The organism is Desulfovibrio inopinatus DSM 10711, from assembly GCF_000429305.1.
Classification (GTDB): Bacteria; Desulfobacterota; Desulfovibrionia; order Desulfovibrionales; family Desulfovibrionaceae; genus Alteridesulfovibrio; species Alteridesulfovibrio inopinatus.
The window spans coordinates 25,468-46,595 of the sequence record NZ_KE386883.1 but is presented as its reverse complement, the minus strand read 5'-3'; the positions used below and the strand labels follow the sequence as shown (position 1 = coordinate 46,595).

At 50.6% G+C, this 21,128-nt stretch carries 19 protein-coding genes; all 19 read right to left on the bottom strand.

What is annotated here, in order from left to right:
- Window positions 1-14 precede the first annotated feature (14 nt).
- Window positions 15-1,016, bottom strand: coding sequence for an NAD-dependent epimerase/dehydratase family protein (locus G451_RS0126210; protein WP_027186552.1), 1,002 nt, complete (start codon window positions 1,014-1,016; stop codon window positions 15-17).
- An 18-nt stretch (window positions 1,017-1,034) separates the two neighbouring features.
- Window positions 1,035-2,033, bottom strand: a complete 999-nt coding sequence (locus G451_RS0126205; RefSeq protein WP_027186551.1) for an SDR family oxidoreductase — start codon at window positions 2,031-2,033, stop codon at window positions 1,035-1,037.
- Window positions 2,034-2,104: 71 nt separating this feature from the next.
- Window positions 2,105-3,025: a transketolase family protein gene (locus tag G451_RS0126200; protein WP_027186550.1), complete on the bottom strand. Its 921-nt coding sequence runs from the start codon at window positions 3,023-3,025 to the stop codon at window positions 2,105-2,107.
- 35 nt (window positions 3,026-3,060) lie between these two features.
- Window positions 3,061-3,924 (bottom strand): transketolase, encoded by an 864-nt coding sequence (locus tag G451_RS0126195; protein ID WP_084448814.1) that lies wholly within the window; start codon window positions 3,922-3,924, stop codon window positions 3,061-3,063.
- Window positions 3,887-4,915 (bottom strand): phosphotransferase, encoded by a 1,029-nt coding sequence (locus G451_RS0126190; RefSeq protein ID WP_027186548.1) that lies wholly within the window; start codon window positions 4,913-4,915, stop codon window positions 3,887-3,889. Before G451_RS0126190 ends, G451_RS0126195 begins: the two co-directional genes overlap by 38 nt.
- Window positions 4,912-6,249 carry an FkbM family methyltransferase gene (locus G451_RS0126185; RefSeq protein WP_027186547.1) on the bottom strand — a complete coding sequence of 446 codons (1,338 nt, stop codon included), beginning with the start codon at window positions 6,247-6,249 and terminating at the stop codon, window positions 4,912-4,914. The genes G451_RS0126190 and G451_RS0126185 overlap by 4 nt, the downstream gene beginning before the upstream one ends.
- A 15-nt stretch (window positions 6,250-6,264) precedes the next feature.
- A complete protein-coding gene (locus G451_RS0126180) occupies window positions 6,265-7,101 on the bottom strand; it encodes an SDR family oxidoreductase (RefSeq protein WP_156921835.1) in 837 nt (278 codons plus the stop codon).
- Between the two features lie 21 nt (window positions 7,102-7,122).
- Window positions 7,123-8,325: a DegT/DnrJ/EryC1/StrS family aminotransferase gene (locus G451_RS0126175; protein ID WP_027186545.1), complete on the bottom strand. Its 1,203-nt coding sequence runs from the start codon at window positions 8,323-8,325 to the stop codon at window positions 7,123-7,125.
- 28 nt (window positions 8,326-8,353) lie between these two features.
- Entirely contained in the window at window positions 8,354-9,541 is a 1,188-nt protein-coding gene (locus tag G451_RS0126170) for a GNAT family N-acetyltransferase (protein WP_027186544.1), read from the bottom strand.
- Window positions 9,538-10,758, bottom strand: coding sequence for a radical SAM protein (locus G451_RS0126165; protein ID WP_027186543.1), 1,221 nt, complete (start codon window positions 10,756-10,758; stop codon window positions 9,538-9,540). The genes G451_RS0126170 and G451_RS0126165 overlap by 4 nt, the downstream gene beginning before the upstream one ends.
- Window positions 10,759-10,769: 11 nt before the next feature.
- The gene (locus tag G451_RS0126160) at window positions 10,770-11,843 is read right to left on the bottom strand and encodes a radical SAM/SPASM domain-containing protein (RefSeq protein ID WP_027186542.1); all 1,074 of its coding nucleotides are present in this window, start codon (window positions 11,841-11,843) and stop codon (window positions 10,770-10,772) included.
- Window positions 11,844-11,850: 7 nt separating this feature from the next.
- Complete coding sequence (locus G451_RS0126155) at window positions 11,851-12,519, bottom strand: class I SAM-dependent methyltransferase (RefSeq protein WP_027186541.1); 669 nt, start codon at window positions 12,517-12,519, stop codon at window positions 11,851-11,853.
- 15 nt (window positions 12,520-12,534) lie between these two features.
- Window positions 12,535-13,890, bottom strand: coding sequence for a methyltransferase domain-containing protein (locus tag G451_RS0126150; protein WP_169727948.1), 1,356 nt, complete (start codon window positions 13,888-13,890; stop codon window positions 12,535-12,537).
- 82 nt (window positions 13,891-13,972) lie between these two features.
- Complete coding sequence (locus tag G451_RS33460) at window positions 13,973-15,166, bottom strand: DUF268 domain-containing protein (protein ID WP_051261938.1); 1,194 nt, start codon at window positions 15,164-15,166, stop codon at window positions 13,973-13,975.
- Between the two features lie 9 nt (window positions 15,167-15,175).
- On the bottom strand, window positions 15,176-16,282 hold the full coding sequence (locus G451_RS31905) for a UDP-galactopyranose mutase (protein WP_034644208.1): 1,107 nt from the start codon (window positions 16,280-16,282) through the stop codon (window positions 15,176-15,178).
- A gap of 20 nt (window positions 16,283-16,302) precedes the next feature.
- Window positions 16,303-17,484 (bottom strand): DUF268 domain-containing protein, encoded by a 1,182-nt coding sequence (locus tag G451_RS34885; RefSeq protein ID WP_027186538.1) that lies wholly within the window; start codon window positions 17,482-17,484, stop codon window positions 16,303-16,305.
- The gene (locus tag G451_RS0126130; RefSeq protein WP_027186537.1) at window positions 17,478-18,365 is read right to left on the bottom strand and encodes an NAD-dependent epimerase/dehydratase family protein; all 888 of its coding nucleotides are present in this window, start codon (window positions 18,363-18,365) and stop codon (window positions 17,478-17,480) included. Before G451_RS0126130 ends, G451_RS34885 begins: the two co-directional genes overlap by 7 nt.
- Window positions 18,358-19,455 (bottom strand): class I SAM-dependent methyltransferase, encoded by a 1,098-nt coding sequence (locus G451_RS0126125; RefSeq protein ID WP_027186536.1) that lies wholly within the window; start codon window positions 19,453-19,455, stop codon window positions 18,358-18,360. The genes G451_RS0126130 and G451_RS0126125 overlap by 8 nt, the downstream gene beginning before the upstream one ends.
- Complete coding sequence (locus G451_RS0126120; protein WP_027186535.1) at window positions 19,452-21,125, bottom strand: hypothetical protein; 1,674 nt, start codon at window positions 21,123-21,125, stop codon at window positions 19,452-19,454. The genes G451_RS0126125 and G451_RS0126120 overlap by 4 nt, the downstream gene beginning before the upstream one ends.
- Between the last annotated feature and the right edge of the window lie 3 nt (window positions 21,126-21,128).

Genomic DNA, 21,128 nt, shown 5'->3' with positions numbered 1-21,128 from the left:
TATTTGTAAGCGGGCTACTTCAAGTTGACTTCTTGCATCCTCTTAATGTTGAAGTACTTGGAGTCGGTAAAGGAGTTGGGCACAAGACCGGCATCGAAAGCCTGTACCAGACTGCGAACGGCATCTTCGATTGAAAAGGCCGGCTCGAAGCCGAGTTCTTTACGAATTTTTTCCGAAGAGACATGGTAGGAACGATTGTCGTCGGTGGGAACGACTTCGACATCAATATCTCCCTGAACATTCGATCGAACAATTTCCGCCAAGTCTTTCACCTTATGGTTCATATACCCTGCATTGTAGATTTTGCAGTTCACTGCGGCATCTTCGCAACGCATGACATGAAGATACACATTGACCATGTCGGTGATGTGGATGTTGGGACGAAGCTGTTCACCGCCGAAGACCTTGATTTTCTTATTGTGGTAGGCGTGATTCGTCAGGATGTTGACGACAACGTCCAGCCGCAGTCGTGGAGCGTAACCGCAGACCGTGGAAGGGCGAATGACGATTGGAACGAACGTATCGTTCGCTTCGTTGATCAAGACGTCTTCGCACATGGCTTTGTATTTGGAGTAATCCGTCAACGGCTCCAATGGAAGGTCTTCGGTGACATTGGGCTCGTCTTTAATTCCATAAACGCTGGAAGAAGAGGCGTAGGTAAAGCGCTTGACGCCGGCTTTTTTGGACGCGTCCACAAGGTTCAAGAAAGCATCGTAGTTGATGGACTTCCCAAGGGCAGGGTCCAGCTCAAAGCTCGGATCGTTCGAAATGCATGCCAGATGAATGACGCTATCACATCCTGCGACAGACTTGTCCAACAGGTCGCGATCTCGCATGTCTCCCTTGATCTGGGTGAGGTTGGGGTGGTCCTTTACGGCATCAAGAACGTCATCGCCATAAAGATACAAGTCGAGAACGCGCACTTTATAGCCCTGTTCCAACATTTGCGGAATCAAGGCACTGCCCACGTATCCAGCGCCGCCGGTAACAAGAACGTCGTTAAAGAGATTGCTCATTATTTTTCAATAGCTCCGTTAGGAGAGATATTTAAACCAGTCTGCCGTGGCTTCGGATATAGCTTCCGGAGTCCACACAGGGGCCTCTTTCCAATATTCGATATTCTTCAGAACTTCGGCAACTCCTTGTTCAAAGGAGATACGAGGTGTCCATTCAAGGAGCTTGGTGATCTTGGTAATATCGGCAAAGGTGCAGTCCGGTTCTCCCGGCCGCTTCGGAATAAACGTGTGTTCTCCGCCAAGCAGTTCAACAAGTTGAAGAACGCTGTAGTGTCCTCCCGAACCGACATTGAATATTTCGCCGCCGATATCGGACTGCACGGCGCAGAACATGGCATTGGCAATATCGGTAACATAGGTGAAGTCACGGGTTTGGGTGCCGTCGCCGACAATCGTGAAAGGCTTGCCCGCGAGTTTTTGAGCGAGAAAAACACCGAATACCGCGCCATAGGTTCCGGATGTCCGCGAGCGAGGACCGAACACATTGAAGAGTCGCAGAGAAACGACAGGAAACTTGTACACTTGTCCCCAGTGCAACGCCGTCTGTTCTCCGAGATATTTGGTCAGCGCGTAGGGATATTGAGGCCGTATTTCGGCTGTCTCCGGGGTGGGGTAGGTATCGGGAATACCGTAACAGGACGATGACGCCGTATACATGAAACGCTTGATACCGGCGTTTTTGGAAGCCTCCATGACGTTGAACGTTCCATCCACGTTGGATAAGTAATATTCACGGGGCTGCTGGATGGAAGGCACGATATCCGCCAACGCGGCCAGGTGATAGACGTGGTCCACTCCCTGAAACGCTTTTTCGATCGAGGCGTAATCAGCGATGTCCGCTTGCAACAACTCCAAATCAGGAGAGTTGGCTTGATGGGCCAGGTTATCGGGTCTGCCGGTGGAGAAGTTATCAATAACGCGGACGCGGTAGCCTTCGTCCAGCAGGCGGTCCACCAAGTGACTTCCAATGAACCCTGCTCCCCCTGTGACCAGCGCCGTAGGGCGTTTTTGTGTCATATACTTTTGCCTTAAGAGTCTTGCGACTTCGCCTAGAGGTTATGCTTTTCGGGGAAAAGGCCGACGAAATATTATCGGTCGAGCAGACGCTTGGCGGCCTGCAGGATTCCTGCGGCATCGATTCCCAAACGGTGCATAAGATCGTTTTGTGATCCGTAGTAATCGGGGAAAATGTCTGGAATGCCGAGCCGAAGCAAACGGTTTCCAGCAAAATTATCCACCAGTGTTTCGGCGACGGCACTTCCCAAGCCCCCGTTGAGCGTATGTTCCTCAATGGAGATAATCGGCTTGCCGGATGCCGCCATGTGAATCAACAACTCGGCATCGAACGGTTTCACTGTATGCATGTGAAGAATGCCGGCGCTGATTCCGTCTTTTTCCAGCTCTTCGGCCGCGGTGACGGCCTGCTGCAAAGTGACTCCCGTTGTGACGAGCAGGAGATCGTCTCCCTGACGGTAGGCGATGCCTTTGCCGATGGTGAAGCCGTTTTCCTCTTTCGAGACAATGGGGTCGTAGCCTTTGCCGAGTCTGATATAGATGGGGCCGGAGTAGTCTCCCGTCTGGAGCATGAAGCGTTCCATTTCATCGGCATCGCAGGGGCAAACTACAGTCATGTTTGGGAGACAACGCATGAGCGTGATGTCTTCCAGGGCCAAGTGTGTCGACCCCAATGGAGCGTAAACAAGCCCACCGCCGTTGCCGATAAGGCGAACATTGACCTTGTGCTGACAGAGATCAATGGCGACTTGATCGAGGGCGCGGCGAGTCAGGAAGGTGGCAATCGTATTGACGTAGACGACGCGGCCATCCATTGCCAAACCAGCGGCCATGCCAACGACATTCGCCTCACTGACGCCTTCCATGAAAAAGCGTTCGGGGAACTCTTGGCGGAATGTATCGAGGGTTTTAAACCCAAGATCCGAACCGATAAAGCAGACCCGTTGGTCTTTTCGGGCCAGCTCATGGACCATATTGAGACATTTTTTTCTCATAACTATCCTTTCTGCCGTCTCGCGTGTGTGCAGATCTAAGGCGCTTCGTCCAGTGCACAGGATATCGATTTCATCATCTCATCGGAGATGCTGCTTTTGTGGTGCCATTCCAGATTGTTCTCGGCAAAGGATATGCCTTTGCCTTTGACGGTGTGGCAAATGATGGCCGATGGCCTTCCCTTTTCAAAGGGAACCTGCCGGAGGGTCTCTTGCAGTTCGGCAACATTATGTCCATTGACATGCCGTGTGGCCATGCGGAAACTCTCAAATTTGTCCGCCAGCGGCTCCAGGTCCTGCACGCAGCATGTGGCATCATACGATTGGTATTTATTGTAATCGACAAGAAGACAAAGATTATCCAAGGCGTTCACACCAGCACTCATGCAGGCTTCCCACACGCTGCCTTCGTTACATTCCCCGTCACCGACAATGACGAAGACCTTGGAATCTCTTTTGTCCAAACGGGCGCTTAATGCCATACCTACGCCGATGGAAAGTCCGTGTCCCAGACTGCCCGTGCTGGCCTCGACACCGGGAATTTTGGTGGCGTCGGGATGTCCACCGAGAAGGCCTTCATATTGGCAGAAAGACGCAAGTTCGGACTTGGGGAAGAATCCCTTTTCAGCCAAGAAGACATACAGCGGAATGCAGCCATGCCCCTTGCTGAGAATGCACCGATCACGTTCGGGCCAGTCGGGCCGGGCAGGATCAAAGCGCAGAATATCATCGTAGAGCACCCGGAGCACCTCAATGAGAGAAAGCGAAGACCCCAGATGACCACGACGGCTGCATTCAAGTATTTTGATCACGTCCCGGCGCAGTTCCCGAGATCGATCATCCAACGGGGCGGCCATGGCCTTGTCATGCCAAGACTGAGCGAAACCATTCATCTTTTTCATGTAGAGTTTCCATGTACTTTTGGGATTTGCCCAATTGCTGTTCGAGGATGGCGTCTCTGGACGAGTCTTCCAGGCAGCCGGCGAACTCTCTTCGCGCTCTATCTTGAGCCACGAATTCATTGAGAAAAATAAAGCACCACTTCAAACGGAAGAGAGGAAAGAATTCCCGCGCACGCGCCGTAAACGCCATGTGTCCGAAGACATCGGCAAAAAGGCGAATAAAAGACGTTTTTTGCTCTGTGTTCATATGCATAGCAGGATGCTGGACGAAATCGCAGAGCGTTTTTGCCGGGTCATCCCAGCCGAAATATTCAAAATCCAAAAAGCATAAGCTGCCATCGGGACGACGTAAGGCATTATGAAATCCAAAATCCGAGGGCGATAAGACACAATTTTCAGGCGTGAGTTCCTCATCCCAGCTTTTTCCCTGAGACTGCAACGCGCATCGCGCGCGTTCAGCATATTGAGCAATATATTTCTCAAGGGAGGCAGCGAGGACGTGGACCCGAGAAAAAATATCGCATTCCACACGGGTAGCAAGGATATTGCCAAGCCGTGCGTAGAGGTTTGCTTCCAGTGCTTTTCCGGAAAAACATGCTTCGGAAGCAAGTGAAATGCCTGTCGCCTCGATGCGGGTGGAGGGCTGGTTGATCCGCACGAGAAAATCCACAGCCTGCTTGATGTCTTCGTTTCGCGGCGTACACACGGCATCACCATGCACAAATTCCATGATAACAGCTTTCGCGTTCTCGTCCGTGGCGATCACGACGGGCGCATTCACCCCGGCTTTGGCAACGAGACGCAACCCCGTCAATTCAGCCGCGAGCCTGTCTCGGCCGTCTTGCGGTCGGGAGAAATAGCGTTTCCCAAGAAGCACTTTTCCATCCATGCCGACAAGACGATAGACTTGGCTGTTGCGTCCCTTGGAAACAAGGCGCTCTTCCTTCACGGGTTCTCCCGCCAGGGAAGACCAATCATATTGCGTTTTCATGCGCTTCCTGATTCGGCACGTTCGGAAGATATGGCTGCATGTCGCGACTCTTCCTTTTCCAGGGTGATATATTTCTTCGTTCCCTCATCACATGCTCGAGCGAACCACGTCGCGTCGTCTTGACGTCCCGCGCGGTTGAAGGCGTCAGGGAGCCATTGCGCCAATTCCAAGGCAAAATCATATTGTGCAAAACATTCACACAACGCCACCAATGCCAACATCTTATGCGCGGTAAAGAATTTTGCCGTGCACAGCTCGTCAAAGTCCATGGCGATGGGATCACGCAAAAAGAAGACATCGGCCGTGACGGTTTGTCCATTTGCTTTGAAGGCACCGAGTCGTTTCGTATTCACGGGGGCAGCTTTTCGACCATGGATAGTGGGCAACCACGCGTCCGTTGGAACGATGGAGTAGTTGAAACCATGTTTGCGTACAAAGATATCTACGTCCGAAAACATGGGAGCACCTTTGTAGAATTCTGCAAACCAGACTTCGACTTTGAGACCGACAAGTTCGTCCAAGACCGCCGTACCGCCCTTGAGAACTTCAAGCTCACCACCCTGGATATCGAGTTTGGCAAAGTCGGGACTTGTGCGTTTCGCATTTCCCCACCAGGTATCGAGGGTATCAACTTCTATATCGATCTTCCCAACGGGGCGGGTTTCGTCGAAGGTGATGGGGCCGTCTGCAAGGGCATAACGTAATCTTTTTACAAACGCCTCGTTGAGCGGATAGCAGGAGGCATGTCCCTGTGGCGCAATATCATAAAAAGGGATTGTCCCTTTTTTACTCCATAAGCCGAGAGGATACATTTCACATTCAACGCCGCGCTGTTCCAGGTGCCGGCGAGCATCTTCGCTGGCTCCTTCTCCCGGATCGAAACCGATAACATGGAGCTGTTCAGGAGGGAGAAGCAAATCCCATTCTTGAAAGTTACCTTCGCAAAAACGTGAACCCACATCAAGAATGGTGAGTTTGTCGGGAGTCGGCGCATGGGCGAATAACGATTCCGTCAACGCCGTGATGCCGCTCGTTTCATAAATCCATATATCGGTAAAACCTTCGGCCAGCAAAGACGCACGTATCTCCATGGCATACTGTGAAGCAATGACGATACATGCTGTTTTATGACGTTCGGAGAGAGCAAATTGCTGGAAACGATGAATGTGTAGGCCGTTATCTGTTCCTTCTTTATTGGAATCGATAAAGCCGAGAACGGTGATGTCCGGTCGATACAAGCGTATCCGCTGCAACAGATCGCGTCCTCGACTTCCAGCACCGTAGATATACAGTTCTCTCGCAGGCAAGTGGGCGGCACAATAAGCATAGGCCATAAATCATGTGCTCCTTTAGCGTAAGAACGCGCTGTTCCTTATGGCTTCGACAAAATTCTTTACAGCATCACGCCAGCCAGGACAGGGGTCTCGTCTCGTGCTGGACAGAGCAAGGTTGATGGGATGCGGTCTGTTTCCAAGTTCTGCGGACTTGACGGGCTCAATTTCGGCCTGAAATCCCAACAACTCTGTGGTGAGCTTGAAAATGTCGTACAGTGTGGCTTCATCGGCGCTCCCAATGTGGAGCATTCCTGTGACGCCGGCATCAAGAGTATTTCGAATTGTTGTCCCCAGTGTTTCGACATCCACCGGAGAATGCATAACATCGTTTGCCACCTGTACTTTTTTCCCCTGCGCGACCTGTAACAGAAGTCGTGTGATGATTTGGTTTTCCGGATTACGAGGAACACCCAGAACCATGGGCAACCTCAATATACACACATCACCGGTCTGTGCAGCTTTCCGAACCAGCCGTTCTCCTTCGAGTTTGTTCTTCCCATAGTCGTCTATGGGGTCCGGAATATCGCTTTCCAGCCAAGGACGATTTCCCGGAGCGCCAAAAACACGTGACGTGCTCAGAAAAACGAATCGAATTCCCAGCTCCGCGCAACATTGGGCGAGTTTGCCGGGGGCTTGCACATTCATCTCCAAAGCAACTTGAGGCGTGGGATCGTATACTCCGGCGGCATTGATCACGATGGACGGCTTGTGCTTCAGGCAAAGCTCCCGGAAACGTACCGGATTGGTAATATCCAGATCCGTTTTCCCCAGTGGAACAGCTTGGTGTCCAAACGCTTGGGTGAGGCTGGAGCCGATCATACCATTGGCTCCTGTAATCATGATCTTATTCAAAATGACCGCCTCGTTTGCATCCTAGCAGCAGTACCACGCTTCCACCTTGCGTATGGCTTGAATAATATCCTCGACCTCTTGCTCACCGTAGCGCTCGTTGACGTAGAGATTAAATGAGTTGTCGCGAACATGACGGGCGTTGGGTGTATCGAAATCGTCGGAAAGATACTGCTGTGCAAATTCCCATGTCGAAACAAGGCAACCGTAATGCTCTCCAAGGCCTATTCCTTCGGCTCGCACAGCCAGGGCGAATTCCGTCTTGGTACAGGTGATTTTTTCGCTGTCCACCATGACGGGGTAGTAAAAAGGGGAAAAGCCGTCGTGGAAAGGGTAAGGACTGCAAACACGTGATTCGCCAAGTGCTTCAATGAAACGACTCACAAATGCAACGCGGTCCGCGACACATTGATCCAAACGGGCCAACGAGGCCAGACCAATGGCGCATGAAAGCTCATCGGTATTCATGTTGAGAGCAGGAAAAAGAGCGTGTCCAGGATTCCGGAGATCCAGGTCTGTACGCCATGAGGGTTTGCCTCTATCCGCATGCCCAAGGGCCAGACGGTATGTATCCAGATCAGGCGACCAGACGAGCCCACCACTGGCTCCGGCTGTCAGTGTTTTACGATACATCGTGGAAAAAGCGGCAATGTCACCAACCGTCCCCACAAGCTGACCGTTCCAGCGTCCACCAGGGCACTGACTACAATCTTCCAAGACTTTCACGCCATGCTTGTGGGCTTCCTTCACCAATCGATCGATTTCAAGCGGTTCGCCTGCACTGTGGACAGCGAGAATAGCCGAGGTCTTGCTTGTAAGCCGATCTAAAAATTGATCAACTCCCATGTTATAGGAGCCGGGAGCACTGTCAGCCACAACCGGAATATATCCCTGCATAATGATGCAGTTGAGTGGGCCACTATCGGTCACAGGCGAAATAATGACTTCGCTGCCCTTGGGGAGATTCAGTGCAGCCAGAGCAATGTAAACAGATGCGGTTCCGCTCGCAACGGCATCTGTAAACCCACCGCCCATGTACTGGGAAAAGGCGTCGCAGAATTTTTGCTCGTAGTGTCCCTGATATGGTGGGTCCTCATCGCGTGAGACGTAATAGTCAATCGCTTCCTGGAGGAGTGCTCGTTCTGCTTGGCCAAATGCCTTGCGCGGCGGCATGGGCGTTTTGCGTACTTTTTCACCACCATGGATAGCCAATTTCTCTTTGCTCATTGTGGATATTATCCTTCGTGTACGTTGTTTAAGAGAAGGTCTTTTCCATGTACACTTCGATTTCCGGCTCGAAACGAGTCATGCCGGGATGCTTGTCTTGGCGTTCCACAGCCGGGACACCGCTTTTCTCGAAAACACGGATGGACGCCACGTTGACCTTTTTCGCCATGGCGAAAAGCAATTCAACATCACGGCTTTGCCGTACAAGCGAAATAGCCTTGGTAAGCATCTGCGAGCCAAAGCCTTTATAACGAAAGCTGGGATCGAGGTTGATACTCATTTCGTAGCTGCGATCCATGCGCCTATCGAAGCGCACATTGCCTATACGATGTTCTCCAAGCATGCCGATACACAAGACGACTTCTTCGTTATTGAGCATTCTTTCATACCAATCACAATGCTCTGACCATCCTATATACTCGTTTTGTTTGAACATCTTTCTTGTGAGAGGGTCGTTGACCCAAAGCCAATTTTGCAGCAGATCATCCGCGGTTGCTTCTCGAACAGTAATTTCTCCTTGGGGGTCAAAGTCGACAGAGCGCATAAATGCAGGAGAAAGAGGTGCATTTTCCTTCTGTGCATATAGTGTCACACCATATTTCTCTTCAAACGCCTTCGGATTTTTGCGAAATGCTCTTCCGAGATCCGCCACGGTGGAGACGGGAGTTTTCCACTTTTCCGGCAACAACTCCATGAACGCCTTGGACATGGAGCGATCATGGTACGAGCCGAGTTCCCGCAAAGAGGATTGGGAGACAGGGAGAAATTGGCCCGACACAATGGTGGGCCATTGGGCAATGAAGAGCTCTTCCAAAGCATCCATGAGAATGTTCCACGAGCTTTGCAACGTCTCATCAAGTCCAAGCGGGATGCTACGGCGATGAATGATTTCTCCTGAATCAACCCCGGCATCGATGAAGTGCAAGGAGACGCCCTTGGGTGCATCTTCAAAATAACTCCAGACATTCCCCATCATGCCTCGTCCCCAAGGAAGATAGGTGTTATGCAAATTGATGATACGGCGATGGAATGCCTGGGTCACTTCCGGGCGAAGAATGTGCGGGTACCCATGGCAAACCATATAATCGATGTTCTTCTTTATCAGATCATCAAGCACAAGCACATCGGAGGACACGTCCAACGAATCACACTGGCTGGACAAAAAATCGTGAATGCGGCTGGACCGGGGAGCGCCGGTCAACAATAAGACGTTCATCCTTCAGAATCCTTGGTCGGTACGTTGTCCAAATCGTAACATTCTCTGCAAAAAGCTGGAATGTTTCCTGTCAGATGAGCCCGCCGAAACGCCCGGTATATTTTAGAATTCCAGTGCTTTTTGAAGTCGAGGGCTTGGCCGTAATTGACGTCTTGGGAATACCCGATGGTTCCGCAAGGAATGATGCGCAAATCTGAGGCGATAAAGGCTCTGGTAAAGGGAACAGGGCACACGGTTTCCGGAGAATCGACGCGGAATCGATCCGTGCAGTTCCATACGGAGACGTCAATTCCTTCTTTTCGAGCCTTTTCAAGGATTTTGCCTTCTTCTTCGTCGGAAAAGGCTTTTGTCTTCAAGTTGTCGAAGCAATCCTCCTCGCCCCATCCGGTAAGTACGACGGAGTAGGTCAACCTGCGAAAGCCCATTTTCGCCGCAAGCGTGATAAAGTCGAGAAGTTCGCTCCGATTGTTGTTTTGCAGCAAAACCCACATACGGGTGTAATCGCGGTCCATCTTTGCGGCATAGTCGTTCATGAGCTTCAGATTGGCTACAATACGATCGAAGTCGGAGCCGACACGGATGCGCTCGAACGTTTCCTTGGTCGTCCCATCGAATGAGGTTTGGACTTCTCCGATGCCGGAATCGATGAGCCTCTTGTAATTTTCGTTTTTGTGCAGCAACGAACCATTCACCGTGGTCCGTACCCAGGTATCACGGGAAATGGCGTAGCTGATCATGTCGAAGATGTCGGGATTTAACAGCGGCTCGCCAACACCCTGAACCTTGACTTCCACAAACTGCGGGTTTGCATCCATGAATTTTTTGAAATCTTCGAGCTTCAGGCGAGGACTGCCTTTTGCCTTAACGCCTTCTTTGGCTCGTGCGCACATGATACAGCGAAAATTGCATCGACTGTCCGGTTCAATGTCCATCATGACCGGGAGGGAAATGCAGTGTTCGTCGCGAAGGTTTTCTTTGACGATAAGGAAGTTCCAGAGGCGTTCGGGAAAACGGACGAACCCCCTGTAGTTCATCATACGATAGGCATATTGATCGGGATGCGGGGCATACAAGTGTGTTTGGTCCCGTTCTTTCTCCCACGTATCCACTTCCTTGCGGAGTGCATCCGGATTTTCAACGTAATAACGAGCCTCGGCCATTGCTTGATCAAAAGCGGCCTTGCGTTCTGGTGTTTGTTCGTTCTCTTCGCGTAACACGTGGGCTCCTTTTATACGAATTCCAGGTGGCGGGTATCCGTGCTCAAATAATCGATCAGTGCCATATTCTTACCATGCTGCACGCAGTGGTGATGGCAATCCCGTAAAGGTGAAATACCGAGCGCCGCCTTTTGAAACGCATCGGAATGCCAGAATTCCTTTAAACTTTGGTCTTTGAGCGATCCGAGGATGCCTTCGGTGGAATACGCTTTGTCTTGGCAGGTGTAGACGCGCAGATCGGCGGCGATGACGTTGAGAAAACCGCAAATGAACGGGCACCAGCCATAAGGCTTTTGATATTCAATCTCCAGCTCATGAAATTTATTGATTACGCGGAAGCCGTCTTGTGACAACTCGCTTTGGGCGCGCTTCACTTCGGCCAACGTTTTTGCGAAGTGTTCCTTGTGATACGCGTTGTTTTGCTTGTCATCGGTGCCGACCACGCATTCCGAAACCTTCACATGGTCCGCCCCCACCTCGCGCAAGAGCTTGATGAAATCATAGACTTTATGCGCATTGAGTTTGGTGACGATAAAGTTCACCCCAAGCTCGCAGTCACGGTGTTTCTTTTGAGAGAAAGCCTCGATATTGGCAATGATCCGGTCAAATTCTTCCGGTCCCGTCCCTCTGGATTGCTGAATGGATTCGCCGTCGGTGGAATCCATGGAGACGCGAACCCAACTTGCCCCTTCAGCCAGAACCTGGGCGACGCTCCCGCAGAGGGCTGAGCCGTTCGTCAACGTGGCCACTTTGACGCCACCGTTGAGTAATGTACGGGCTGTTTGGACGAAATGAGGGTATATGAGCGGTTCCCCCCCACCGGTGAAGGTCACGGCCTTAACGCCACAATCGATCATGTCCTGGGCTATCTCGGCCATTTTTTGCTCAGGAATCATATCCTTTTCCTTCATCAGTTCGCTCAGGAAAAGGTCTTCATTGCGATAGCAGCAATAAAAACAACGATGATTACAAGCGTTTATAGGCTTGAGGCGAATATGTATCGGGGCTACGGCTTTCTTTTGGGACAACGCATCGAGCCGGTCCTTGAAATGGAATATCTTTGCTTGGCTGTATATATTTTCCATGGCTTTGCTACTCGAAAAAAATGAAGGAATAATCGCCGACATATCCGAAGTGCTTATACACCCACTCCCATTCGTCGACGGAATAGAAACTTTCGCACGTCAATTGCCAGTACATCATGTTCACACGCTCTGCCTCGTTGCGGTATGATTCCAGCATGATGTAGGATTGAGCAGGGTTCTTGGCCACACGGTTCAGTTCCTGGATGGCTTTTTGCAAATCCATGATCTTGAAATTGTGAAACGTGGCCAACGAATAGACAAGATCGAACTGGTTATCGTCAAAAGGAAGGTCTTGGGCTGGAGCAAGTGTAAGGAATTCACGGACTTCCTCTTTTGCATCTTGCAGACCCCATTCTGAAATGTCTACTCCGCAAACATTCAAGTCGGGAATGAGCTTTTTGAATTCATAGAGCAGATGCGCTTTGCCGCACCCGATATCAAGAATCGACATGCCGGGCTTGAGGCCATAGTGGTCAATCATGTCTTGAGCAACAACTTCCCATCGACCATCATAGCGGTAACCGCCATAACCGTATCGTCGGTCACCATCCCAATAGTCCTTGCCGTATTGTTTGGCGATGGTGCCACACTCGATCTTATCATGTTCGCATACCCGTTCCAGGTAATTACGAGTGGTTTTCTTATGTAATTTGGATACGAAGTCTCTCTGAGGCATGTTATCCTTCCCTTTTTAGTGCGGTTTTGTCGCTTTTAGGGTTGCATCGTAACAGTAAAGGTCTTCATCATCATATTCAGCCCATGACGGATGCAAACGGGACGGGGCTACTTTGCGGTGCTGACGTTCCAGAGTCTCGACCGTAAAGCCGATTTCATGCCACAACTCGACAAAATCGCTGATGCGCCAAAGGTTGGTTTCTTCGTTTTTCGCCAGCCATTGCTCTTTGGAATAGGCAAGAAAGTCAAAATTGACATAGACAGGCTCGTCCTCGGCGCCATGGTCGCGAAAGTCGATGCGATGAAGCATGGAGGCTCCAGGTTTCAGAACCCGAAACAATTCCCGAGACAACGAAGGAATATCTTTGACATGTTCAAGGACGACTTTAGAAAAGCAGAAATCAACAGAGGACTCTTCGAGGTGCAGTTCTTCCAACGTTGAACTGAACGTTTCCGGACGACCATGTCCTGACTTCACGGGAATGGGGAGAAGTCCGGAAGCGTGCTGTTCAAGTGTATCGCAGAGGGCAAAAGCGGCATCGCGCCCTTCTTCAGAATACGTAAAGGGGTCCATGGCAACCCCTCTCTCGAAGTGATTCATCAGCAGATTCGACACAAGCGGGATACGACTACATCCCACCTCAAGAAACGTTCCGCCTTGGGTAGGCAGGTGAGGCAACAGTGTTCTGAGAAAATGAACGTGCGAGGCGAGAGTGGTTCCGCCATCATCGCCGCAGCGCAACAGCGCTTCATCCAGAGGAGCCAAGTTGTTGATGTGGGCTGCTTGGTAAAGGAGCCGTGTATGTGCAGAGCGCGTGAACCACTCGGAACGATCCGTTTTCTGGAAAAAAAGGTCCAAAACAGCAGGAGGAAACACGGCATTATGCCCGGCAAAGTATGTTCCCCAGGCAAAACGTTCAGCCGGGCTTTCGATGCCCTCAAGAGGAACGCATGTCGCAAGACCTGTTTCACGCAGTCGCTTGGGAAGCAGAGCAGGTGGAAAGGGGGACGAGTCCAGAGAAGAAAGGGCCGCAATCGCGTTGCGACCGAGAACCGTGAACTCTTTCGCCGGAATGGTGCCTGAAGCGTATGCTCCATCTGCGCCGTGATCGACTTTTGCCCACGCTTCATCGAGAGCGTCTTTGTTCACAAGACAGGCGTAAGGCGTGATGACGCCAATGGAATCGAAAAAAGCCTGCCGGCACAATTCGGCCAGTCGTATATGTGGAGATTCATGCCCGTAATAGACCGGGAAGCCCAGCGCTTCTACTTTTTCGCGCATGGCGGGAGAAAGCGTTTCAGGAACGGCGACAACAGCCTGCGTAAAGAGACGTTGGGCGAGCATTTCTTGCAGTGCTTCTCTAAAAAGCAAGCGTCCCTCGTGTGCTGCGAAAAGAGGGTCGTTGTTGCTTAAAGGACGTGCAAGTATGGCGCAAGGCTTGGCGTGCATAGACTCAACTTTTTTGTAAAACAAATAAGGGTTCGAATCTGGCGCGGGGTGCGGCATCCATTCTTTTGGTATCGTAACCATAGGAATCAATGAGCGTATATCCTTCAAAAAGCATGGGAAGACGGTGTTCACCGTATACTCTGCACCCGTTGAAAATCAGCATATCCTGCTTAGCAACCGGAACATTCAGGAAAAGCAGTCCTCCGTCGTTGAGCAGCTCGCGCACACGTTGCATAGCTTCAAGATCGGCGTTGGGATTCAGGGGGTCTCCGTATGCTCCAAGTCCGTCGTGCTCGAAAGACGAGATGGACATGGCGTGATCGAATGTCTCATTACTTGCCTTGAGCTCATCCACGGTCAATGTACGCAAGCGGTTAGTTCGAGAGATGATCCGGTAGTATTCTACCGTGGTCGGATGTGCTCCATACGCAAGGCACATGGATTCATACCATGGACTCGTGGACCCGAAGACAGCCATGCTTTTTCCCTCTACGGGATGGTCTTGCAGGGATTGGCGTACATATTCATCCAATTTGGCATAGACGGTGGAGTCCCCTTGCTTGATCCTGGAAATGCAGTCGTCGATTTCATCATCCGTGTAGACGAGCAAATAGTTCGATGGATGCCTTTGATCTTGGACGTCAAGAATCAGTTCCGATGCGCCGTTCATGGTAAACGCTGCAAGCAGTTCTTGAGGAATGGTGTCGGATAATGGCGACAGCGGTTCCGGGGAGCCAAAATGCTCTCGCAGCAAGGCACGATAGCGCCAGCGATAAATGTTTTCCCAAAAACGATAGCCCTGCATTTGGGCGGCGTAGTCAAGCGGCGCTTCAAATATATCACGGTGCTGAAACCATTGTGCACCATACATGGTAACGACAGGCGTATAACAGCGCTGAAGACCTCGTTCCTGCAATGCGTGAGAGATGGGAGCGACGCCAGCAGCCGTGATAACCACATCCACGTGCTGTTCAGTAAAGTCGAAGTCGGCAATATTGACGATGGGCACCCCCTCGCACACGCCTCCCGGTTCGCAAAAACTGTCAAGGAAACACACGACGTCCACGTCGCTTCGTTCCTGACGGAGTTGTTCGAGGTAATGTATTCCATAGTCGCCCGCACCATACAAAACGATGCGGGCGTTCGGATCAAGATCCTGTGGTGAGGCAAGCTCAAGTATGGCGATGGTGCTTTTCATACAACCAACTTAGATGTTCTCCATCAGCTTGAAGCAATCCCGAATGACCACATGCATATTATCGTAGTTATATTTTCCCATACGACCGAGGGAATGGACGCCATCGGGAAACATTTCGAGATATTTTTTGGCCTTGGCAATATCGGCTTTGACTGGATAGGGATACATTTTGTTGTCGAACGTAGGAATCTCGATGCCCAACAGCGTATTGGGCGATTCATATCCTGTTAGCAACTTGTATTCCACCACGCGGGTGTAAGGCTCGTCTCCCGCATAATAAAGAAAGTAGTATGGCTCCGGCGTGACGCGCTCGCAGGGCAGAATCAACTTCATGAAGTGTCTGCCTATGTAACGCAGTTCGCCGTGGCAATAGTCGAAAACGATATCGGGCGAAATGGTGCTGACGATGAGATCGGCATCAAGCCATTGGTCGCCGGCAAGCACACGTTTTTTATCCACGTCGATCTTTTGCACCGGGGTGTTGTAGATGACGGTGGCGTTTTGGACACAAGCATCGAAGAAGGGGTTGAACGCTTCGATGTTGGTCGGGTATCCTATGACCTTGCTCCCCTCAAAACTTACTTTATCACCCGATTTCAGCGCCACGCCTTTGGGAGAAAAGCCGAAATCGTCGATTTCCTTGTTGTTCTTCACTCCCCACATCTTTTTTGAGTAGGTGTTGACGAACTTGTTGTAGAGCGTCTGACCAACGGAGTTAACCCAATATTCCTCGAAGTCTTTGGATTGCGAGACGTCGCCGCGGTTATCCAGTTCAGCCTCGATGGTATCTTTATCGGGCATAGACTGGATGTCATCCATGTGGATGGGGTAGGTGTAGAACCGATCGTCTTGGCTAACGTAGGTGAGGCTGTGGTGTTGCAGTTCCCGCATTTCGACAAAACGTTCCATGTATTCCCACGTGTACATTTCGTCGACATCGACCAGAATATGTCTGGGGCCGATGGTGTAGGGATGGCCATGATAGAAGAAGGTCCTGCACCCGCCGCCGATACAATCGCCGGCTTCGACGACAGTGACCTCGAATCCTTTCTTGCTCAACATTTCCGTGACAACGCAGCCGCAAAACCCGCCGCCGATAACTATGGCTTTTTTCATATCGTGAACTCGTTGCTCTTTTATTTGTTTTTGAGAACGAAGAGAGGGTTGAACACCTTCTTGGGTTCGGCTTGGAGTCGTGATTCACTATATCCCCAAGAGTCGACAAGCTCGAAACCCTCGAACATCATGGCGAGTCTGACTCTTCCATAGGAACGAAATTCGTTAAAATAGATCATGTCGTCCCAGGAAACCGGCACGTTGAAGAACATGAGTCCGCCTGGTTTAATAACGTTTTTCATGTTGCGCATGGCCTTCAAATCACCGTCCGGATCGATGGGATCACCATACGCGCCCAGACCGTCATGTTCGAACGAGGAAATGGAAATCGCGTGGTCAAAGCCGGACTTCCTCGACTTGAGTTCCTCGGTCGTCAGCGTGGAGATACGTTTTGTTTTGGAAATGATGGCATTGTAATCAATGGTCACAGGGTGACCCCCGAACTTGATGCAGAGACTTTCGTACCAGGGAGTCAGTGATCCCATAACGGCAACTTCCGTCCCTTCAATCGGGTACTTCTGAAGCGCTTCGCGGAACCAGACATCCAACTGACCATATATACTGTTTTCCCCTTCATCGATGCGCCGCAGGCAGTCGTCTACTTCTTCGTCGGTGTAAATAAGCGGATAGTTGGACGGATAGCGCTTATCCCATACTTTGTAGTCCAAAATCTCACATTGTCCGCCCATGGTGAACGCCTCTCGCATTTCTGGAGGGATGGATGTCATGAGAGGTGGCACCGGTGCAGGGTCTCCAAAGTGCTCTTGGCGCAAAGCCAAGTAGCGCCAGTAATACATGGTGTGAAAATAGCGGTGGTAATCACGTTCGGAGATGAGCGCTTCCGTCGCTTCAAAAACATTTTTATCTTGGCGTAACTTCTCGTCTTCCAGCGAACGCATAAGAATATAGAGAGAGGAGAAACCCAGTTTTTCAACTTTCTCGCCAATGTCTTCATAGTTTGCCGAAGCAATGATTATGGCATCAAGAGATTGCAACAGTGTCGTATCGACGTCGTTAATGTTGACCAAATCGAAATCATCAATGGTGCCGCTCGGCTTGAACGTATCCAAAAAACAGGCAACCGTGATATCTGGGCGCTCTTGAGCAATATCGTTCCGTACAGACAGTCCGTAGGCTCCAGCGCCATAAATGGCGATGGTGTTTGCCTTCAGGTTCGCAAAAGAATGAAGAACATTCAGCATGTTGCGCCTATCCTCTCTTTAACGTGCTTGATGAGCCGATTGATACCTGTCTCCAAAGGCGTCATGTACAGAGGCCCTACCGCGCCATGCATGGCACTGACATCAAAGACAAGATCATTGGATCGTTCTCCGGGTGGCTCGCGTTGAATAATGAGTTCGCAGCCTGCTTTTTCGGCCATGAGTTGCAGAATATCAATCAACTTATGGCTTTTTCCGGCAGCGATATTGAGAACTCCATTGTATGGTTTGTTCAGCAAAGCAAGAATGACGGAGCATAAATCATCTACTAGGACAAAATCGCGCAAAGTAGAGCCATCTCCAAAAAGACGAATGGTCTGTCCAGTGACAATACGTTTTGCAAAGAGACCAAGAATGCTCTTGCCGTCGTCGGTCGGGCCGAAGATCCCCGGCAGCCTCAGTGAGGCAATGGGGCAATCGAGATTCTCAGAATTGGATAGAATACGCTCGCTGGCAAATTTGGAAAGCGCATAGTATCCGGCAGGTTCTGTCAAAGTACGTTCCGTCAGAGGACATATCGGCTTGTTGCCGTAAACGTCGGTCGAACTGAGAAAAATGATTGATCGAAACTGTCCCGGTCGTGCGGCCGCAGCAAAATTTTCAGCCATCATAATGTTTTCCAGAAATGACTGAATAGAGTCTTCCTGAACTCGACTGATACTGGCACAGAGAACGGCGGACATACCAGGATCAAGAGAGGCAACCGCCTGAGCCATGCTTTCGGCCGAGGCCATGTCGCATTCATTGCGAGTCATGGGGCGCACATCCCAGCCCATATTACCAAGTAATTGCGTCAAGACGGAGCCAATAAATCCACCGGCCCCGAAAACAACCACTTTTTTGCTTTCACGTTCTTCACTCATGCGATCTCCAAGGGCGGACGATGTTCAGGTTCCTGCCCTGCAGGCGTTGTTCCATAGCATCCAATGTCTCGCTATTATTGGAGCAGAGGATGACAAGGGCATCCTGATGGAGTTCTTTACAACGCTTCAGACCGAAAACAGGTTCGCTCTCGCCATCATAGTTATCGTCGTAAAATGAGCATGCTGCTTGGGGAGCCTGGTAACGAATTTCTCTATAGAGCAGACGAAATATGGTGTACGCCCCATAAAAAATCAGAGGTGTTCCATTGTGTGCGGCCGTGAGGATGCGGTTCATGACCTTCTTTCTGTTCTCTTCCAACAAGGCGCATTGTGCGGCTACCCCCGAGACATCTTCCTGCGTAACGGGCGCTGGGGAAGAAGATTTGCGAAACACGGCGCGCAATGATGCCTCTTCCTCTGCCTCGACCACTTCAAAACCTTCCAGAGCTATGCGAAGCGTATTCAGGGTAAAATACCCTACGTGGTGGAGTACAAACCCTTCCGTTCCATCCTGCAAAATCCAATTCAGGTTGGGAACGTCGACATAGAGGAGTCCATTGTCGGACAGAACGCGAGAAACGCCCTGCAAAAAGCCTTTCGGGTCTGTGAAGTGCTCCAAAATATGTTTGAGTATGACCACATCGAATGTCGAGGCGAAGAGTTCTGGACGAAAATATTCCCGAACTGTGGGCACCCCTCTGTCATTCGACATACCGGGATCGATGCCGAGTACGTTGCATTCCGGTCGCTTCTCCTTGACCATATACAGCAGATCTCCTTTATTGGAGCCGATTTCAAGGAGAGAGGGCATGGGAACGTCAGGAAGATTACGCAGCAACATATCCAGGGCTTTGAGGCTTTCTCGATCTCGGCGTGGAAAAGCGAAAATGTCCTTGCCGTAATACTCCCCATACCCCGTGTTCATGACGTCTTCGTATTCGGGGGTGGCGGCACTCGATTGAAAGAGGAAACCACATGCAGGACAAATTTCCATGACCAAGGGCAGATTGACATCTCGGTCGGCAAAAAAAGCGTTCGGGTGCGTATATGCTTGGCGCATGGTTTCCTGACAAAGAGGACATCGGGTCATGAACGTTGCTCCACATCCGCTAAGATATTGTAAAAGGTGATCATATCACCAACGTGGTTGTCCACAGAAAGTTGACGACAAAACGATTCGATATTGTTTTGACACGTCGTTCTATCAAAGTTGTTCAGGATGACAGGCAAGTTTTCCAGATCGTGAGCAGGAAGAGCAAGACCCAAACCGTATTGTTGCAGAAGTTGCTCACAATATTCGAATTCAGGTGATACGATGGTTGGCAATCCGGCTTGGGCATAGGCGAATATTTTGAGCTGTAAATTCGTGCGGACAAAGTCCGAAGCCTTCTGGGGAAAAAGGAAGCCGAGCCAACCGAAATCATAGTAGCGCAACTCATCAAGCAATTGATCGTAAGGCAGGCAAGAACGATATGCAAAGAGCGGGTTCTGTTGCTCCAGCTCCATGAATTCTTCCCAGCCGGAACCGTTCTTATCCATGCTGTTGAAGACGGTGAAACCAAGCCCGGTGTCCGTAATCCGAGCGATAAGCTCCTTAAAGACCGCCTTGTCGTACCATTCCTTATAGAAGCCTTGATGAAGGCTATGGGCAAACGCTATGCGCGTGATGCCATCCTTTTGTGAATATCTTTCATGTGGGGCATGGGGCAGCATACCTCCCTCGATATACGGCAAGAAATGAAGGCATTGTGGACGAGCTGAAAATCTATTGCAAAAATTGTTGAGTACGTTGGAAGAATCCTTGTAAATAAGAGCATTTACATGCCGAAAAAAGGATTCGTAAAGCGTTTCAATAGAGCTTTTTTCCAACTTCATGTGCGAGCTGAATTCTCTGGCGTGGTCTTTATTTTCAAAAAAAGTTGAGAGAAAGTTATCGGCGTAGGCAATCGTCTTGGCTTTAGCCACCTCGGTGACTTTGGCGATGTACCAGATATTGGAAAAATGCTTCGGGAATTCAAACAGGGTGAAAAGATCATCCTCTTCGAGAAGGAGTAACAGAACAAGTTGCAAAGTTTCATCGGAAGGAGCTGTATAAATAAAATCAACGTACCCTTGCTCTATCATGTCGTCGGGAGGAATGGGAAAGGCGGCATTCCGGGGAGCGAAAACAGCAAGTCGATAACCGGCTTCCTTGATACGTCGGAAAGGCTTCAGGCGATAGACAGAGCCGAAATTCATCATCTGGATGCAGAGCGTCCGTTCCCCGACAGGGATGGACTGCACAAGTTGTGCTCTTACGTCTTGCGCTTCTTTTTGCATACGCTCCAGACACGATTGCAGTACCTGTGGGCGAACGTGGTTTGCGACGATATCTTCAAGACCGTATATTTGGACGTCTTGCAGGGGGGCCAGGTTGTTTCGCATGGCATGGTGATACGTCGCTGACAACAGGGCAATATGTTTGGGCGGCTCGGCAAGGACGGCGGCAAGGTCGCTTTTGGGAAATCCGTGAAAAGAAGACAATCCTTCTTGCTGTGTTGAAAAAAAACGAACCGGCCGCTTTCGGAGAATGTCGGGGTGCTCAACGGCGAGTTTCTGTGCGAGGCTGCCACAGCCATAAAAACCGATGCTTTCGTGCGCCGGCAGGTTTTCCAGCCAGGACGCGACGATCTCGACGCGCTCGGCTTCCCAGTCTGACGCTTTGGCGATAAGCCGGTGAAGCTCTGCACGCAAACCGGGATCGGAGAGAGAGAGGGGCATGTC

What these genes read in the sequence shown, in the direction of transcription:
- G451_RS0126210 (WP_027186552.1), bottom strand. Translation starts at nt 1,016, where the DNA reads ATGAGCAATCTCTTTAACGACGTTCTTGTTACCGGCGGCGCTGGATAC.
- G451_RS0126205 (WP_027186551.1), bottom strand. Translation starts at nt 2,033, where the DNA reads ATGACACAAAAACGCCCTACGGCGCTGGTCACAGGGGGAGCAGGGTTC.
- G451_RS0126200 (WP_027186550.1), bottom strand. Translation starts at nt 3,025, where the DNA reads ATGAGAAAAAAATGTCTCAATATGGTCCATGAGCTGGCCCGAAAAGAC.
- G451_RS0126195 (WP_084448814.1), bottom strand. Translation starts at nt 3,924, where the DNA reads ATGAAAAAGATGAATGGTTTCGCTCAGTCTTGGCATGACAAGGCCATG.
- G451_RS0126190 (WP_027186548.1), bottom strand. Translation starts at nt 4,915, where the DNA reads ATGAAAACGCAATATGATTGGTCTTCCCTGGCGGGAGAACCCGTGAAG.
- G451_RS0126185 (WP_027186547.1), bottom strand. Translation starts at nt 6,249, where the DNA reads ATGGCCTATGCTTATTGTGCCGCCCACTTGCCTGCGAGAGAACTGTAT.
- G451_RS0126175 (WP_027186545.1), bottom strand. Translation starts at nt 8,325, where the DNA reads ATGAGCAAAGAGAAATTGGCTATCCATGGTGGTGAAAAAGTACGCAAA.
- G451_RS0126170 (WP_027186544.1), bottom strand. Translation starts at nt 9,541, where the DNA reads ATGAACGTCTTATTGTTGACCGGCGCTCCCCGGTCCAGCCGCATTCAC.
- G451_RS0126160 (WP_027186542.1), bottom strand. Translation starts at nt 11,843, where the DNA reads ATGGAAAATATATACAGCCAAGCAAAGATATTCCATTTCAAGGACCGG.
- G451_RS0126155 (WP_027186541.1), bottom strand. Translation starts at nt 12,519, where the DNA reads ATGCCTCAGAGAGACTTCGTATCCAAATTACATAAGAAAACCACTCGT.
- G451_RS33460 (WP_051261938.1), bottom strand. Translation starts at nt 15,166, where the DNA reads ATGAAAAGCACCATCGCCATACTTGAGCTTGCCTCACCACAGGATCTT.
- G451_RS31905 (WP_034644208.1), bottom strand. Translation starts at nt 16,282, where the DNA reads ATGAAAAAAGCCATAGTTATCGGCGGCGGGTTTTGCGGCTGCGTTGTC.
- G451_RS34885 (WP_027186538.1), bottom strand. Translation starts at nt 17,484, where the DNA reads ATGCTGAATGTTCTTCATTCTTTTGCGAACCTGAAGGCAAACACCATC.
- G451_RS0126130 (WP_027186537.1), bottom strand. Translation starts at nt 18,365, where the DNA reads ATGAGTGAAGAACGTGAAAGCAAAAAAGTGGTTGTTTTCGGGGCCGGT.
- G451_RS0126125 (WP_027186536.1), bottom strand. Translation starts at nt 19,455, where the DNA reads ATGACCCGATGTCCTCTTTGTCAGGAAACCATGCGCCAAGCATATACG.
- G451_RS0126120 (WP_027186535.1), bottom strand. Translation starts at nt 21,125, where the DNA reads ATGCCCCTCTCTCTCTCCGATCCCGGTTTGCGTGCAGAGCTTCACCGG.